Raw genomic sequence first — 15,805 nt, 5'->3', positions numbered from 1 at the left:
CGACAGCAGGAGAGGGGAACGACATGTTAAACATCGCATTTATCGCACATGATCGAAAAAAAGAGGAAATAGTTAATTTTGTCATCGCTTACGAAAAGGTATTTGTCCCTCATAAATTATATTCGACCGGTACGACGGGCACCCGTATCATGGAGCAAACCGATCTGTCTATCCATCGGTTTATGTCCGGCCCGCTTGGCGGGGATCAACAAATCGGAGCCTTGGTAGCGCAAAACGAAATGGATCTAATCATCTTTCTCCGTGATCCCCTCATGGCGCAGCCGCATGAGCCGGACATTATCGCTTTGCTTCGGCTTTGCGATGTACAAGGCATTCCCGTTGCTACGAATGTTGCGACGGCCGAGCTGCTTGTCAAAGCGCTTGAACGCGGAGATTTTGCCTGGCGCGAGCTCGTTCATAAATATAAGCCGGGTATCACCGAATGATTGCTGAGCTGGATATCTTAATCTTTGGCGCGCATGCGGACGATGCTGAAATCGGAATGGGCGGTACCATAGCCAAGCATGTACAAGCTGGCCATAAGGTTGGCGTATGCGATCTGACGTATGCCGAAATGTCTTCCAACGGTACCGTAGAGCTTCGTAAACAGGAGGCGGATAACGCCTCCAAGGTGCTTGGTCTTAGCGCTCGCACGAACCTTGGTTTGCCTGATCGGGGCTTAGAGCCTTCGAAGGAACAAATCGAACGTATCGTTGCGGAAATTCGACATTTCAAGCCGCGGATCGTTTTTGCGCCCTATTGGGTGGATCGTCATCCCGATCATGTGGCTTGCAGCCGCTTGATTGAGGAAGCAGTTTTCAATGCCAAGCTTCGCCGTTATATGCCGGAGCTGCCTCCGGTACAAGTAACTCAGCTTGTTTATTATTATATAAATGATTCCGGGAATGAATCTTTGATCGTGGATGTTAGCGATTTTTATGAAACGAAACGAAATGCGCTGTTGGCCTATCGTTCTCAATTCGAGTCGGCTGCAGCGGGTTCCGATCGCGTGGCAACTCCGTTAACCAATCGATACATAGAACGGGTCGAGGCGCGTGATTCGCTGCTTGGACAAGCAAGAGGCTGGGCGTATGCAGAGGGCTTTGCTGTGAAGCTCCCTCACGCCGTACAATATTTTTGACAAATCGTACAGCTCTTGTGTAATACAATAGTTATACGTGACGAACACAGGAGGTGCGACATCGGTGGCGAGAAAATTAAAGATTGGCATAACCTGTTACCCAACTTTGGGCGGGTCAGGCGTCGTTGCTACGGAGCTAGGCAAACTTCTAGCAGAACGCGGCCATGAAATTCATTTTATAACACACAGTATTCCGTTTCGATTAGGTCAATTCAATAAAAATATATTTTACCATGAGGTTGAGGTTAACGATTATTACGTGTTCCGTTATCCGCCCTACGATTTGGCTTTAGCAAGCAAAATGGCTCAGGTAGCGAAAATGCAGCAGCTTGATTTGCTGCATGTTCATTATGCGGTGCCGCACGCGGTTTGCGCTTATTTAGCCAAGCAGATGAATGGCGACGGTCTCAAAACGGTGACGACGCTGCATGGAACCGATATTACCGTACTTGCGCAGGATGAATCATTAAAAGATCTAATAAGGCTTGCCATTCATCAAAGTGACGCGGTAACAGCCGTGTCCAGAGACTTGATTAATGAAACAAGGCAGCTGCTGGATATAACAACACCGATTGATTTAACTTATAATTTTGTTGACAAGCGGGTTTATTACCCGCGTGACGCCGTTTCCCTGCGTTCGGATTTCGCTGCCTCAAATGAGAAAATACTGATGCATATCTCGAATTTCCGCCCGGTAAAGCGGGTTGGCGACGTTGTCGATATATTTGCACGCGTATCAGAAAAGGTGCCATCCAAGCTGCTTTTGGTCGGAGAAGGACCGGAGCTATCAAAAATCCAGTGCCGAATTCGTCAATTAGGTCTTGAAGATCGTGTTCATTTCTTAGGTAAGCAGGATGATGTAGCACAGGTAATATCCATGGCGGATGTGCTCTTGCTCCCTTCTGAGAAAGAGAGCTTTGGGCTAGTAGCCTTGGAGGCCATGGCCTGCGGCGTTCCGACAATCGGTTCCAACGCAGGGGGCATCCCTGAGCTCGTTACCCACGGTGAGACTGGTTTTCTGTCAGCAATCGGCGACGTTGAGGACATGGCGAAAAACGCAGAGATGCTTCTGATGGATGAGAAGATGCATGAACGCTTTAAGCAAGCCTGTATTTTTAGAGCGCGCAATGAATTTTGTAATGATGTCATCACGACAGAATATGAGCAAATCTATTATCGGGTACTTGGCATTGAGGCAGATTTGCCCATAGCCGTGTGCAGCGATTAGCAGCATATGAATGCAGCCAAGGATGGTGGTTGAAATGCGGCTTGCATTTTCGGACCTGATATTATCCGCGCTACCCATCGTTAACCGGCTTCGAGAGCATCATTTCGAAGCCTTCTTCGTTGGCGGCGCCGTACGGGATACCGTTCTCGGATTACCGATAAAGGATGTCGATATCGCAACCTCAGCCCGTCCGGAGCAGGTGCTCGAGCTTTTTGAGCATTGCATTCCGACGGGCTTGCAGCATGGGACAATTACCGTAATTAATAATGATACTGGCTATGAAGTGACTACATTCAGGCTTGAATCCGCCTATGAAGACCATCGCAAGCCGGAAAGCGTGCTTTACATAACCGAGCTTGAAGGCGACCTGCTGCGCCGGGATTTTACGATGAATGCAATGGCGCTTGCCGCGGACGGAGTACTGCATGATCCCTATGGCGGGATGGCGGATTTGCGGAGCAATAGTCTGCGCTCCGTTGGAGATCCGAATGCGCGTTTTCAGGAAGACGCGCTCCGCATGCTGCGGGCTGTTCGGTTTATCGGCGTATACCGGCTAATCCCAACCTACCGGACGTGGCGAGCGCTCAGGAAGCACCGAGCACTGCTTGCCTTTATTGCGATGGAGCGCGTACAGGCTGAGCTTGATAAGATGCTATCAGGAGGCTCTCCTCAGAGAGCCCTCCATTTTGCCGTGGCGAGCGGCCTGTTGTTACATTTAAAAGAACCTTTCTGCGATGAAGCTGAACGGGCCATTCGACAAGCAGAGAAGTCAGACGGCGCTGCCGAACGTTTCGCAAGGCTCCATGAGTTGGCGGCGGTGGATTTGCGCTGGGCTGCTTTGGCCATTGGTTTGGATCTATCGGTCGATGCTGCGCAGCAGGTAACGAAGGTGCTTCGCTTCTCGAACTCTCGAAGCAAATTGATTTTGTCGATGGTTGAAATTCATCGAGATATGCTTAAGGGAGTAACTGAGGCAAGCGGTCGTGAGCTGCGCCTCAAATGGCTAAGTCTGGCTATCCGTTACGGGAAACAAGCACTGATGGAATGGCTTGATGTCCTGCGAGTGCTTCCAGAAGCGAAGCTAAGCTTCTCAGATTCCCTTCTAACGCAATTAAATGAATGGCTGGAACAAATGGTTATCTCAAAACTGAAGCAGCTTAGCGTGAACGGTAAGGAGTTAACGAGCCATATGGAAAAACAAGCAGGCCCCTGGGTAAGCGAGTATTTAAATCAATTGCTGCTGCTGGTAGCTGCCGGCGAGCTTGAAAATGAAAAAAGCGCGCTGCTCGGCCAAGCATCGCTTTGGAATTAGCGGGAGCTACGAAGTCAGTTTTGCTTCGCAAAACAAAGCATACGCTTACGAAGTCAGTTTTGCTTCGCAAAACAAAGCATACGCTTACGAAGTCAGTTTTGCTTCGCAAAACAAAGCATACGCTTACGAAGTCAGTTTTGCTTCGCAAAACAAAGCATACGCTTACGAAGTCAGTTTTGCTTCGCAAAACTTTAGGAGGTTACCTTTCATGAATCATGAGCCCTTGCTTCAATTGTTTATGGATAAGCCCGGAGAGTATGTATCGGGAGAGAGCATAAGCCAAGAGCTCGGTGTCAGCAGAACCGCGGTCTGGAAGCAAATTCGCAAGCTGGAGAGCGCGGGGTATCATTTTGAAGCTTCGAGACGGCTTGGATATCGGTTAGTCAGTGTTCCAGACCACCTGTCATCCGACGAATTGGCTAATCGGCTGGAAGCAAAGGTGTTTGGCCAAACCGTCCATTTGTTCGAATCAGTAGAATCAACGCAAAACTTGGCACGCGCGGCTGCGGAAAAAGGCGCCGATGAAGGCACATTGTTTATTGCCGAGCAGCAGGTGAACGGACGCGGGCGAATGGGACGCGGATGGGTATCGCCGCGAGGCAAGGGCATTTGGATGAGCATGGTGCTTCGCCCGTCCGTACCGATCCATTTTGCCCCGCAGCTTACGCTTCTTACGGCGGTTGCTTTATGCAGAAGCTTAAAGCGCGTTACATCCCTACCAATCGGCATCAAATGGCCAAATGACTTACTTATTGATGGTAAAAAAATTAGCGGTATCTTGCTTGAATCTGCCGCCGAAGATGAAAGGCTCCGCTATGTTATTGCCGGAATCGGCATCAGCGTGAATTTAGAGGAAACGGATTACCCGGTCGATTTATTGGAGAAAGCGACTTCGCTCCGCATCAGCAGTGGCAAGAAATGGACCAGGGAAGCCATTATTGCAGATTTCTTGAAAGAATGGGAGCAGCTTTATTTTCTATATCATGAACAAGGCTTCAGTCCGATCGTGACCCTATGGGAGGCATTATCCGTTTCGTTAGGCAAACCTGCAAGGTTAATTACGCCGCAAGGCGATATAATCGGCGTTCCGATTGGGCTTGATGAAAGCGGGGCAATAAAAATCGAACTCCCGGACGGCACGGTAAAGCCTGTTTTTTCCGCAGAAATGGGCGAACCGCTATAGTGTTTTCCGGATCGTTTACGGAATGCGGAAAGTTTGGTAAACTAGATCTATCAGGCGGTATTCGAAGGAAGCTGCACTGGTGATGATGATTCAAAAAAATGTAAATGGTTGGGAATGCACACTCTGCTCTGAGCCGTAGGGACCGAGACAGAAGGAAGCACAACAAGCAAACGTTTCCTTTTCAGTTTGGGGACCTTTTTAGCAGCGGCTAAAAGGTTTTTTTGTGTTTATCCTATCATTGAACGGGGGATGAAGCTGATGAGGAAACGACTGACGATTACTAATTTAAAGAAAATGAAGCAGGACCGCAATGCGATTTCCGTTTTGACAGCTTACGATTATCCTTCAGCCAAGCTTGCTGAAGAAGCTGGAATAGATGTCATTCTTGTCGGAGATTCGCTCGGGAATGTCGTGCTTGGCTATGATACGACCATACCCGTAACGATTGACGATATCGTTTATCATACAAGAGCGGTTGCCAGAGGCGCTCAGCAAACGTTTATCGTTGCCGATATGCCTTTTATGACCTATGGAATCGGACGAGAGTCCACGCTGCGCAATGCGGCAAAAATCATGCAAGAAGGCGGAGCCCAAGCCGTGAAGCTCGAAGGCGGTACCGATATCGCATCGGATGTCTCGGCGCTTGTCAAAGCCGGCATACCGGTAATGGGCCATATCGGGTTAACGCCGCAATCCGTCCATCAGCTTGGCGGCTACAAGGTTCAAGGCAAGCTTGATGCGGATGCTGAGCGTTTAATGAACGATGCGAAGGCAATCGAGGAAGCCGGGGCGTTCGGCATCGTATTGGAGCTTGTGACAGAACCGCTCGCCAAGATGATCAGCGAAATGCTCACGATACCGGTAATCGGCATTGGCGCGGGAAGAGGCTGTGACGGCCAAGTGCTGGTATATCATGATATTTTGCAATATTCTTCGCCTTATTTTGAGAAGAAATTCGTGAAAACCTATGCCGATATCGGCACGACGATTAGGAACGCGATCCAATCCTATGTGGAAGAAGTGAAATCAGGCCAATTTCCGGACGAAGCACATGTGTTCTCCGCACAGCCCGCAGCCATTCCGTCATTATACGGCGGCGTGAATGATGGCGAGAAAAACAGTGTGAACGACGGAAAGAACGACTTGCCGAAGAAAGGAGTCCGTCTGACATGATCATCGTCCGTACGAAGGCTGAACTTATAAATCAAATATCCGCTTTGCGCGAACAAAACAAATCGATCGGGTTTGTGCCGACAATGGGCTTTCTGCATGAAGGGCATGCCTCCTTGCTTCGCCAAGCAGCATCAGAGAATGATGCTGTCGTGCTTAGCATTTTCGTAAATCCGCTTCAATTCGGACCGAATGAGGATCTGGACCGATATCCGAGAGACGAAGAGAGAGATACAGCGCTTGCCGAAGAAAATGGTACGGGAATCGTATTTATTCCTTCCGTGCATGAAATGTATCCGGGCAAACCGCTCACGAGCGTCATCGTCAATCAAGTGACGGACCGGTTATGCGGCGCATCGCGTCCGGGCCATTTTGACGGAGTAGGGACGGTCGTCAGCAAGCTGTTTCATTTGGTCGCGCCGGATCGAGCTTATTTTGGCATGAAGGATGCGCAGCAGGTTGCCGTTATTCAACAGATGGTCAATGATCTTAATTTTTCCGTTCAAATCGTTCCGTGCCCGATCGTTCGGGAACCGGACGGCCTTGCGCTTAGCTCCAGAAACGTTTATTTAAATGCGGAGCAGCGCGAGCAGGCGGTTATTCTGTCACAAAGTTTGCAGCAGGCATCGGTTTGGATGAATGAGCAGGACATGACGGCGGAGAAGCTTGTCGCTAGGGTTAAGGAAGAGATTGCCAAAGCGAGTGAAGCGGTCATCGACTATGTCGAGCTGCTGCAATTTCCGTCGCTTCAATTACCGGAAGCAAATGTATCACTAACAACATTAAATCAACCGTTAATATTGGCATTAGCCGTGAAATTTGGAACAACCAGGCTGATCGACAACCGTATTTTAGAAGCAAAGGAGGCAAATGCGCATGTTCAGAACGATGATGAAATCCAAGCTGCACCGGGCAACCGTAACGGAAGCGAACTTGAATTATGTAGGTAGCATTACCATTGACGAGGATTTGATGGATGCTGCCAACCTATGGGAAAATGAAAAGGTGCAGATCGTAAACAATAACAACGGAGCGCGCTTCGAGACTTATGTGATTACAGGCGAGCGAGGCTCGGGTGTCATTTGCTTAAATGGCGCTGCAGCAAGGCAGGTTCAACCAGGCGATCAAGTCATTATTATTTCGTATGCGATGATGACGGATGCCGAAGCAAAGGAGCATAAACCGGTCGTCACTATTTTGGATGCCGATAATCGTCCGCTTCGGATCTTGAATGAGGAGATTCACGCGACCATCCTGTAACCGCATGACCGGTACGACAATCCCTGCATTATGTAACGAATGGGTTGTTGTATGAAAAACCGCGTTAAAACAAAAAATGAACATAACACTCCTTAATTCTTTGGCGAAGGCGGGATGCGGTATGTTCCAGCATATGTTTTCATCCATGAACGACATGCTTGATCAAATCATTGAGCAGTATGAAAATGCGGATGTCCAGGAAAAAAAGCATTACGACGAGCAAATGAATGAGCTTAAAAAGGTCAGCGATACGTTTATTGAGCAGTGGCTCGATTTTGAGGAAAAGTTTGCCGAGTTTAAGGAGCAGCATTGCGAGTTGTCGGGAGGGTCAATGCCAACGGCGTCGGCGCTACCGCAGGCGCATGCCTCCACAGGAGCGGCTCAGCAAATTCATACTCCAGTCAGCGAAACTGCGCCATGCAACACAGCGGATTTAGAAATTCCAGATGAGCTTGCATCCGTCATATCCAAAGGCCAAGGCTATTATAAGTTATTTATGTTTTCGCAAGCGGCAGTACAGTTTCAATCCGTCATTATTCAATCGCCTGAATGCAATTTGGCAAGACTGTTTTTAGGCATGACCCACATGCATCTCCAAAATTGGAGCGAGGCGCAGCGGCATTTTCAATTGTTAATTGTATTAACGGACTTCCCCAAATGGCTGGCAATGGGCTATAATGCGCTAGGGTGCATTCAGGCGGTGCATATGAACTTGGCGCAAGCAGAACAATTATTTATCAAGGCTTATGATGTATGCCCAAGCTTCAAGGATCCATTAAACAACCTGAAGTCATGCCAAGAAACGCCCAAGCAATTATCGTTATATTTCGGAAGCACGGAGCTGTGCTGTTTGTGAGAGGATCGGGGAATGAATGAAATTTGCAGTATTGGACTTAGAAACGACGGGACATAGCTCGGAGGATGACATTTTGCAGGTTGGGCTGGTCATCGTTTCTGATGAGCTTGAAATCATCGAATCGTATAGCTCCTTTGTTCGGCCTAACATCCCAATACCGGCCTTCATTACACAACTGACAGGCATAGACGAATCGGTTGTTGCGGATGCCCCAAGGCTCAAAGAGGTTATCGACAGCCTTGTCCCATTTTTGGACGATGCAGTGCTTGTTGCTCATAATGTCGGCTTTGATGCCGGATTTCTCAACCAAGCGCTGGGGCGCTGCGGCTTACGTCCTTTTGCGGGTCGCAGGCTGGATACCATTGAACTATTACGAATATTATACCCTACAATAAATACGTATCAGCTTGGAGCTGTCACAGAGCTTTTCGGTATCCCGCATGATCAGCATCACCGTGCAGATAGCGACGCTAAAGCAACCGCGTTATTGCTAATCGAGACGGTTAAAAAGCTTCGCAAACTGCCGCTGCTCACTTTGCAGCGGCTTTCCGCGCTTGTTGATGACGGAAGCGATTTAAGCTGGTTTATTAAGCATACCCAGCAGGAAATGGAGTATCGGACCGTATTCGAATCCAATGAATATGATTACTTCAATCAGTTCGCTTTAAAAGTGCGGGAATGGAGCGACGAACAGCCGCCGCGCGCAGGCAGCGTTAATTCGATGCCGTTAACGGATGTCTCATTCGATAACTACTTAGCCGATGTTAGGCACCGTTTTGAACAAAAGTTCGAAAATTATGAAGAGCGGGAAGCGCAGGTCGCAATGTTTCAAGAGGTGTACAGTGCTCTTAACCAAAACCAGCATTTGCTGATTGAGGCGGGCACGGGCACGGGCAAGTCGCTGGGCTATTTAATTCCCGCGCTTTATTATGGCATTCAAAACGGTAAAAAAGTCGTTGTAAGCACGCATACGATTAATTTGCAGGAACAGCTGAGACAACGTGACTTGCCTCTTTTGGATGAAATTTTACCTTTTGAATTCAAAGCTTCTATTTTCAAAGGCAGAGGCAACTATTTATGCCTGCGAAAATTTGAAGGAAAAGTAAACACAAAGGACTTGGTTTCTCCGATTGAAGATACGGTTACGGCAGCGCAAATGGTCGTTTGGCTGGGTGAGACGGAGACCGGCGATCAAGAAGAACTTAATTTCGGCAACAAAGGCTCCGATTTCTGGTCGACCGTGGCGAGCGATACGGATTCATGCTTGAATCGTGCCTGTCCATGGTTTAAGCGATGTTTTTACCACCGGGCAAAGCATGAATCAAACATAGCCGATGTTACCATAACGAATCATTCCATGCTGTTTACCGATGTCCAAGCGGATCATCGCTTACTGCCTACGTACACACATCTTATTATTGATGAAGCGCATCATGTGGAAGAGGTGGCCGGTAAGCATCTTGGCATGCAGATCAATTATTTTTCCTTAACGCAGGCCGTGCTCCGTCTTTATAAAGATGCGCGTTCAGGGCTGTTGCCGGGACTTCGTCAAAAGCTTCTGTATGAGGATGACGCCCATCAGGCTTCCTGGTTAGAGACAATCGATACGGTTATTCCCATTTTTCAAGAAATAAAAGAGCATTGGGATAAGCTGTTTGAAATGTTCTACAGCTTCACGTCTACGTCATCGGATGGCCCGACCGAAAACGGACAATCGGTTTGCAGACTGAAAAAAAACGAGCTTCCCGCAGGCTGGGAGGACGGGGTTACGGTAGAGGGAAATCTGCATACCGAGCTTAACCGCGTGGTTCGTACCGTAGACAAGATGGTGACAGATATTAAAGACCGCGTTGACGATTCAGCCGTGCAGGCACTAATAACGGATTTAAACGGAGCTGTCCGCGATTTAACCCGGCTGAAGGATGAACTCCGGACCTTTATCAAATTGGAGCTGACGGATTCCGTGTTTTGGATCGAAGCGAGCAGCGTTTACCGTTATCGCTCCGTCCAGCTTTACGGCGTTCCCGTCGATGTGAGCGCTCAGCTGCAAAAGTACTTTTTCGATGTAAAAGAAAGCATCGTGCTGACGTCCGCAACATTATCCGTCCAGAAATCATTTCAATATGCCGAAGAGCAATTAGGCTTGACGGGGTATGAGGAACAAGGCAGGTTAAAAACCGTGCAGCTTCCCTCTCCGTTTAATTATAGGGAACAAGCTCTGGTGGTAATCCCGAGGAACTTCCCTGTTTTGAAGGGAGTATCCGTCGATGACACGTACTTGGAAATGCTGGTCGCGTCGCTTGCGGATGCAGCCAAGGAAACGAAGGGCCGAATGCTTGTATTGTTTACTTCGTACCGGATGCTAAAGCAAGTATACGAGCCGTTAAAAGAAAAGCTATCCGTCTCAGGCATCCAAGTGTTGGGGCAAGGCATCGACAGCGGGAACCGAACAAAGCTTACTAGGCGCTTTCGGCAAACGCCTGAATCGGTATTGCTCGGCACAAGCAGCTTCTGGGAGGGCGTAGATATACCGGGCGAAGCGCTGATCTGCCTTGCGATCGTGCGTCTGCCATTCCAGCCGCCCAGCCATCCGCTGGCGGAAGCAAAAGCGGAAATGCTGCAGCGTCAAAAGCAAAATCCGTTCATGAAGCTGTCTATTCCGCAAGCCGTCATTCGCTTTAAGCAGGGGTTCGGCCGTTTGGTAAGAACGTCGCAGGATAAAGGTATCGTGATCATTTACGATACGAGGGTGATCGACACCTATTACGGCAAGCATTTCTTGTACTCCTTGCCTGGGCCCAAGATCGAAACGATGCATACGGACCAAATGATCCTGCGGATGCGGGAGTGGTTAAGCGATGGGAAGGCAACCGAAACATTGGTTCACCATAACGAGACAAGCACGGAGGAGGAGAAGCGATGAAGCAAACGAAAATATCGGAGGCTGTCGTCAGAAGGCTTCCTGTTTATCTCCAAGTATTGAATGAAATGGTGAATCGAGAAATTCAAACCGTTTCTTCCCAAGACTTAGGCACAAAGCTTGATTTGAATCCGGCACAAATCCGCAAGGATCTTGCATACTTCGGTGAATTTGGCCGCAAAGGCGTCGGATACGACGTTGTATATTTGATAGAAAAAATCCGCCAGATTCTAAAGGTTGACCAGACGATTAAAGTCGCGCTTGTCGGCGCGGGGAATTTGGGGCATGCTTTGTGCAATTACAACAAATACTCCAAGGATAATATGCAAATCACTGCGGTTTTCGATGTGCATCCCAGCAAGATCGGTACGAGTATCAATAATTTGACCGTACTGCCAATGAGCGAGCTTAACGCTACGGTTGCGGAACAAAAAATACGGATCGGGATCATCACGGTTCCTGCCTTTGAGGCGCAAAACGTCGCTAATCAATTCGTGGAGGCTGGCGTGGAGGGCATTCTAAACTTCGCGCCGGCTATTTTGCGGGTGCCTGATGAGGTGCGCATTCAAAATGCGGATTTTACGAGGGAATTGCTAAGCATTGCCTATTATTTAGTTAGAGAAGGAGAAACGCAGAATGAGTCAGATTTGGATTGAAAATGGTTTGTTTATTACTATGGATGATGAAAACCCGTCATTCAAGGGACATATGGTCGTTACCGGCGACCGGATTACGTACATAGGCACGGCGGCACCAGAGCAGCTTTCTGAAGCGGTTCAAAAGATAGACGGCAGCAAGCTCGCGTTCATGCCGGGTCTTATTAATACGCATGGCCATGCCGCCATGAGCTTGCTTCGCGGCTATTCGGATGACCAAAATTTGCAGGTTTGGCTGGAACAGAAGATGTGGCCGATGGAAGGCAAATACGTGGACCAAGATACGCGCGCCGGCAGTGCACTTGCCATCGTGGAAATGCTGCGTTCGGGAACAACGGCATTCGTTGATATGTATGACCGCATGGACCAGGTTGCGCAAATGGTTGAACAAAGCGGTATCCGAGGCGTTTTGACGAGGGGCGTTATCGGTCTTTGTCCGCGTGATGTGCAAGAAGCCAAGCTCACGGAAGCGATTGCTTTTGCGCGCGATTGGAACGGTAAAGCAGACGGAAGAATTACGACGATGATCTCGCCGCATGCGCCATACACTTGTCCTCCTGAATATATTGAACGTTTCGTGCAGGCCGCTCATGATTACAATTTGCCTCTGCACACCCATATGTCAGAGACCCTCGCCGAGGTTGAGCAAAATGTCAGAGACTACGGTCTTCGCCCCGTCGAGCATTTGGATCGCCTAGGATTTTTCTCGCGTCCGGCACTCGTTGCGCATGCGGTTCATTTGAATGACGCCGAGATTGAATTGCTTGCTGCCAAAGGGGTAGCCGTATCACATAATCCCGTTAGCAATCTGAAGCTGGCAAGCGGAATCGCCCGCGTGCCGGAACTGCTGCGGGCAGGCGTAACGGTATCGCTGGGTACAGACAGCGTAGCAAGCAATAATAACCTCGACCTATTCGAGGAAATCCGTTTCGCGGCATTGCTGCATAAAGGCGTATCGGGTGATCCAACGGCTATACCGGCTTCGGAAGCATTAAAGCTCGGCACGGTTTACGGAGCAAAATCGATCTGGCAGGAGGATCAGCTTGGCAGCCTTGAGGTGGGCAAGAAAGCGGATTTCATTGCGATCGATATCGAGCAGCCTCATTTCTATCCAAAGACGGATATTATGTCGCATTTGGTTTATTCCGGTTCCGGCCGGGATGTTCGTCATGTATGGATCGACGGGCGCCAGGTTTTGAAAAACGGCGAATGCACCTTGCTCGACGAGGAGAAAATTCGCTACGAGGCGCAGGCGAGCTTCGATCGCTTGCTTAACGCCTAATGCGCGCTACAGCAAGGAAACGTCCGCCGTTCATGACGCTGCAGCGATGGTTATTCATTATCGTCGCCTGTCTCTTGCTGCTTTTAACAGTCGGGTTTATTTATTTCCGTGATATACAAGATTCGCAATGGGCGGCGATTAAAGCAGCCAAGAAGCAAGCCATAGATGCTGCCGGGCTTACTGAGGTCGACAAGGTCTATCATCATACATGGAATAAAGAAACCTGGATTATCGAAGGCATCAATAAAGAGAATGAAAACGTATTTGTATGGTTAACGGAGGAGAAGCAGCCCGAGGTAATCAAAGCATCAGAGGGAATTTCCGAGCAAAACCTTAAAAATACGTTTAAAGGCAAACAGCCGAATGCAGTTGTGAAAAGGATTCAACCCGGCCTGCTTGATGATCAGCGGGTATGGGAAATATATTACAGCGACGGAGAAAATCCGGCTCTTTATCATTATGATTTCTATCGATTTGATAATGGAGCCTTCATTGATTCCTATAAGCTGCCATCGAGGACGGAGCCGTGAGGCTCCTTTCCTATTTTTGCAGTACGCATTTTGCCCCAAAGTATGATATACTCTCGTATAGAGGAATTGATATACGGAAAGATCATATAAAATGCTGCGGGAGGGATTTTGCAAATGTTGAGACCGCGAGTGATACCTATAGTAATTACAGCTGCCATTTCGGCTTCCGTTTTATTCGGTGGCTGGGCCATTTACAACCAAGTGGCTGTTGCAGCACCGTTAGAACAGGTAGCGAAAGATGTAGCCGGCGTTGTGTCTTCAGATAAGCCGGTATTAAATAACGAGCAGGTAACCATCACAATAGAATTGAACGAGGATGCGAATCTTCGCGATGTATATGAGAGAATAGAGGCAAACGGCAAGGATATATTCGATAATCGTATGCTTACGTTGAAGTTTAAAGGGAAATCGAATAAGCAGCTTGAAGATTTATGGTATGCGTCTATGTTTGATATTGCGGAAGCCATGGAGACCAAAACCTATTCAAGCATTCCGGAAGCGATGAACAAAACGGCTAAAGCGTACAAAGATGTAACGGTAACAACGGAAATGGATGAAAAAAACGTATATATTACATTAAAAAATCCAGAAGCGGTGAAATACGTCGTACTGCCACGTATCTCAGCCCAATTGGAGGCATGGTAATATGAGAAAATACGGAACAGAAATCGCGATAGGTCTCGTACCGGTCGTGATTGCGTTTTTGATCTTTATCGGACAAAATGTCGTCCCTATGCTAATGCTCGCGGCTATTGGCTTTGCACTCGTTTATACTGCGCGCGGCAGAGGCAAGCTTACGGCCATGACAAGTCAGAAGCAGCGTTCGGGGGAGAAATCCGCGCCATTTACCTTTGATCAAATCGGAGGGCAGGAGCGGCCGAAGCAGGAGCTTATCGAAGCGCTTGATTTCCTTGTTCACCAAGACAAAATAAAGAAGCTGGGTATTCGGCCGCTAAAAGGCATTTTGTTGGCGGGACCTCCGGGAACCGGTAAAACTTTGCTGGCCAAAGCTGCCGCTCAATATACAGATTCCATATACTTGGCCGCTTCAGGCAGTGAATTCGTTGAGATGTATGTCGGCGTCGGCGCGGGACGCGTGAGGGACTTATTCAAAGAAGCGCGTACCAAAGCAAACAAAGCGAAAAAAAGCAGCGCGGTCATTTTCATCGATGAGATTGAAGTCATCGGGGGAAAACGTGACGGCGGACAGCAGCGGGAATACGATCAAACCTTGAACCAGCTATTGACGGAGATGGACGGCATTTATGCCAATGAATCCCCGCGCATATTGCTGATAGCGGCTACCAACCGCAAAGAAATGCTCGACGGAGCTCTCTTGCGGCCAGGACGCTTCGACCGCCATATTGGCGTCGATCTTCCGGATAAAAAGGGCAGGCTGCATATTTTAAACATTCACGCGAACAATAAGCCAATTGAAAATGGGGTTGACTTGGATCGCATCGCAAGAGAATCCTTTGGGTTCTCGGGCGCCCAGCTTGAAAGCGTCATGAATGAAGCGGCGATCTATGCGATGCGGGAAAGCAAGGAACAAATCGCGGAAAAGCATCTTTCCATGGCGATTGATAAAGTGATGATGGGCGAGAAAACGGATCGGGAAGCATCGAAGGAAGAGCGCGAGCGCATTGCGCTTCATGAGCTTGGACACGCGATAATGGCGGAGCTTGTTCGTCCAGGCAGTGTTTCTCAGGTAGCTTTGTCTCCGCGAGGACAGGCGCTGGGCTATGTGCGTCATAATCCTCAACAGGACCAATATTTGTATACCAAAACGTTTTTAAACGGACAGATCATGATTGCGCTTGGGGGAGCCGCAGCAGAGGAAATGTTCTACGGCGACCGAAGCACCGGTTCGAGGGGCGATTTCGAGCAAGCGATGAACGTTGTCAAAACGCTGGTAGAATCCGGTTTGACGGATTTAGGCATCATCGATGCGTCCATGATGACCAAAGATGTATGGGCGGCTACGAATCGCACGATATTAGATGAGCTTATGCTGCAAACCAAAACAATGTTAGAATCCAAAAGAGATGTGTTTACGCAATCGCTGGAAACGCTGCTGCGTGAGGAAACACTTAGCGGCGAAGAGTTTAGAACGCTGTTTAAGACAAGTACGGCGGCATAAAACGTTTACAATATTACAATTTGAAGGCGGAGTGTCTATCCGCCTTCTATTTTTGATGAAAACCGTTATAATAAGATTGAATTATAATGGCATAGAATCTTTTCATATCGTTATAAGAAGCAGACTT

The 15,805-nt window shown here is 48.5% G+C and carries 15 protein-coding genes; all 15 read left to right on the top strand.

Annotated elements, in window-relative coordinates; all coding sequences use genetic code 11:
- Positions 1-23: 23 nt before the first annotated feature.
- Entirely contained in the window at positions 24-446 is a 423-nt protein-coding gene (gene mgsA, locus ACN6MW_RS00150; RefSeq protein WP_419873716.1) for a methylglyoxal synthase, read from the top strand.
- Positions 443-1,141: a bacillithiol biosynthesis deacetylase BshB1 gene (bshB1, locus tag ACN6MW_RS00145; RefSeq protein ID WP_419873715.1), complete on the top strand. Its 699-nt coding sequence runs from the start codon at positions 443-445 to the stop codon at positions 1,139-1,141. Before mgsA ends, bshB1 begins: the two co-directional genes overlap by 4 nt.
- A 64-nt stretch (positions 1,142-1,205) precedes the next feature.
- Positions 1,206-2,369, top strand: a complete 1,164-nt coding sequence (gene bshA, locus ACN6MW_RS00140) for an N-acetyl-alpha-D-glucosaminyl L-malate synthase BshA (RefSeq protein ID WP_419873714.1) — start codon at positions 1,206-1,208, stop codon at positions 2,367-2,369.
- Between the two features lie 34 nt (positions 2,370-2,403).
- A complete protein-coding gene (locus ACN6MW_RS00135; RefSeq protein WP_419873713.1) occupies positions 2,404-3,681 on the top strand; it encodes a CCA tRNA nucleotidyltransferase in 1,278 nt (425 codons plus the stop codon).
- A 208-nt stretch (positions 3,682-3,889) separates the two neighbouring features.
- Entirely contained in the window at positions 3,890-4,864 is a 975-nt protein-coding gene (locus ACN6MW_RS00130) for a biotin--[acetyl-CoA-carboxylase] ligase (protein ID WP_419873712.1), read from the top strand.
- A gap of 258 nt (positions 4,865-5,122) precedes the next feature.
- Positions 5,123-6,037, top strand: coding sequence for a 3-methyl-2-oxobutanoate hydroxymethyltransferase (gene panB / locus ACN6MW_RS00125; RefSeq protein WP_419873711.1), 915 nt, complete (start codon positions 5,123-5,125; stop codon positions 6,035-6,037).
- Entirely contained in the window at positions 6,034-6,984 is a 951-nt protein-coding gene (panC, locus tag ACN6MW_RS00120; protein ID WP_419873710.1) for a pantoate--beta-alanine ligase, read from the top strand. Before panB ends, panC begins: the two co-directional genes overlap by 4 nt.
- Positions 6,911-7,294 (top strand): aspartate 1-decarboxylase, encoded by a 384-nt coding sequence (gene panD / locus ACN6MW_RS00115; RefSeq protein WP_364148795.1) that lies wholly within the window; start codon positions 6,911-6,913, stop codon positions 7,292-7,294. Before panC ends, panD begins: the two co-directional genes overlap by 74 nt.
- Positions 7,295-7,415: 121 nt before the next feature.
- A complete protein-coding gene (locus ACN6MW_RS00110) occupies positions 7,416-8,150 on the top strand; it encodes a hypothetical protein (RefSeq protein WP_419873709.1) in 735 nt (244 codons plus the stop codon).
- A 16-nt stretch (positions 8,151-8,166) separates the two neighbouring features.
- On the top strand, positions 8,167-11,073 hold the full coding sequence (gene dinG / locus ACN6MW_RS00105) for an ATP-dependent DNA helicase DinG (RefSeq protein ID WP_419873708.1): 2,907 nt from the start codon (positions 8,167-8,169) through the stop codon (positions 11,071-11,073).
- A complete protein-coding gene (locus ACN6MW_RS00100; RefSeq protein WP_419873707.1) occupies positions 11,070-11,726 on the top strand; it encodes a redox-sensing transcriptional repressor Rex in 657 nt (218 codons plus the stop codon). Before dinG ends, ACN6MW_RS00100 begins: the two co-directional genes overlap by 4 nt.
- Positions 11,707-13,008 (top strand): amidohydrolase, encoded by a 1,302-nt coding sequence (locus ACN6MW_RS00095; RefSeq protein WP_419873706.1) that lies wholly within the window; start codon positions 11,707-11,709, stop codon positions 13,006-13,008. The genes ACN6MW_RS00100 and ACN6MW_RS00095 overlap by 20 nt, the downstream gene beginning before the upstream one ends.
- A gap of 32 nt (positions 13,009-13,040) precedes the next feature.
- Positions 13,041-13,538, top strand: a complete 498-nt coding sequence (locus ACN6MW_RS00090) for a DUF5590 domain-containing protein (protein ID WP_419873705.1) — start codon at positions 13,041-13,043, stop codon at positions 13,536-13,538.
- 114 nt (positions 13,539-13,652) lie between these two features.
- Positions 13,653-14,183, top strand: coding sequence for a hypothetical protein (locus ACN6MW_RS00085; protein ID WP_419873704.1), 531 nt, complete (start codon positions 13,653-13,655; stop codon positions 14,181-14,183).
- 1 nt (position 14,184) lies between these two features.
- Positions 14,185-15,678: an AAA family ATPase gene (locus tag ACN6MW_RS00080; RefSeq protein WP_419873703.1), complete on the top strand. Its 1,494-nt coding sequence runs from the start codon at positions 14,185-14,187 to the stop codon at positions 15,676-15,678.
- The last annotated feature ends 127 nt before the right edge of the window (positions 15,679-15,805 follow it).

The organism is Pristimantibacillus sp. PTI5, from assembly GCF_048572955.1.
In the GTDB taxonomy this organism is placed as follows: domain Bacteria; phylum Bacillota; class Bacilli; order Paenibacillales; family Paenibacillaceae; genus Pristimantibacillus.
This window is presented reverse-complemented; position numbering and strand designations above follow the sequence as displayed.

Bases quoted from the DNA above. Each gene is read 5' to 3' on its own strand.
- mgsA (WP_419873716.1), top strand. From the start codon at position 24: ATGTTAAACATCGCATTTATCGCACATGATCGAAAAAAAGAGGAAATA.
- bshB1 (WP_419873715.1), top strand. From the start codon at position 443: ATGATTGCTGAGCTGGATATCTTAATCTTTGGCGCGCATGCGGACGAT.
- ACN6MW_RS00135 (WP_419873713.1), top strand. From the start codon at position 2,404: ATGCGGCTTGCATTTTCGGACCTGATATTATCCGCGCTACCCATCGTT.
- ACN6MW_RS00130 (WP_419873712.1), top strand. From the start codon at position 3,890: ATGAATCATGAGCCCTTGCTTCAATTGTTTATGGATAAGCCCGGAGAG.
- panB (WP_419873711.1), top strand. From the start codon at position 5,123: ATGAGGAAACGACTGACGATTACTAATTTAAAGAAAATGAAGCAGGAC.
- panC (WP_419873710.1), top strand. From the start codon at position 6,034: ATGATCATCGTCCGTACGAAGGCTGAACTTATAAATCAAATATCCGCT.
- panD (WP_364148795.1), top strand. From the start codon at position 6,911: ATGTTCAGAACGATGATGAAATCCAAGCTGCACCGGGCAACCGTAACG.
- ACN6MW_RS00110 (WP_419873709.1), top strand. From the start codon at position 7,416: ATGTTCCAGCATATGTTTTCATCCATGAACGACATGCTTGATCAAATC.
- dinG (WP_419873708.1), top strand. From the start codon at position 8,167: ATGAAATTTGCAGTATTGGACTTAGAAACGACGGGACATAGCTCGGAG.
- ACN6MW_RS00100 (WP_419873707.1), top strand. From the start codon at position 11,070: ATGAAGCAAACGAAAATATCGGAGGCTGTCGTCAGAAGGCTTCCTGTT.
- ACN6MW_RS00095 (WP_419873706.1), top strand. From the start codon at position 11,707: ATGAGTCAGATTTGGATTGAAAATGGTTTGTTTATTACTATGGATGAT.
- ACN6MW_RS00090 (WP_419873705.1), top strand. From the start codon at position 13,041: ATGACGCTGCAGCGATGGTTATTCATTATCGTCGCCTGTCTCTTGCTG.
- ACN6MW_RS00085 (WP_419873704.1), top strand. From the start codon at position 13,653: ATGTTGAGACCGCGAGTGATACCTATAGTAATTACAGCTGCCATTTCG.
- ACN6MW_RS00080 (WP_419873703.1), top strand. From the start codon at position 14,185: ATGAGAAAATACGGAACAGAAATCGCGATAGGTCTCGTACCGGTCGTG.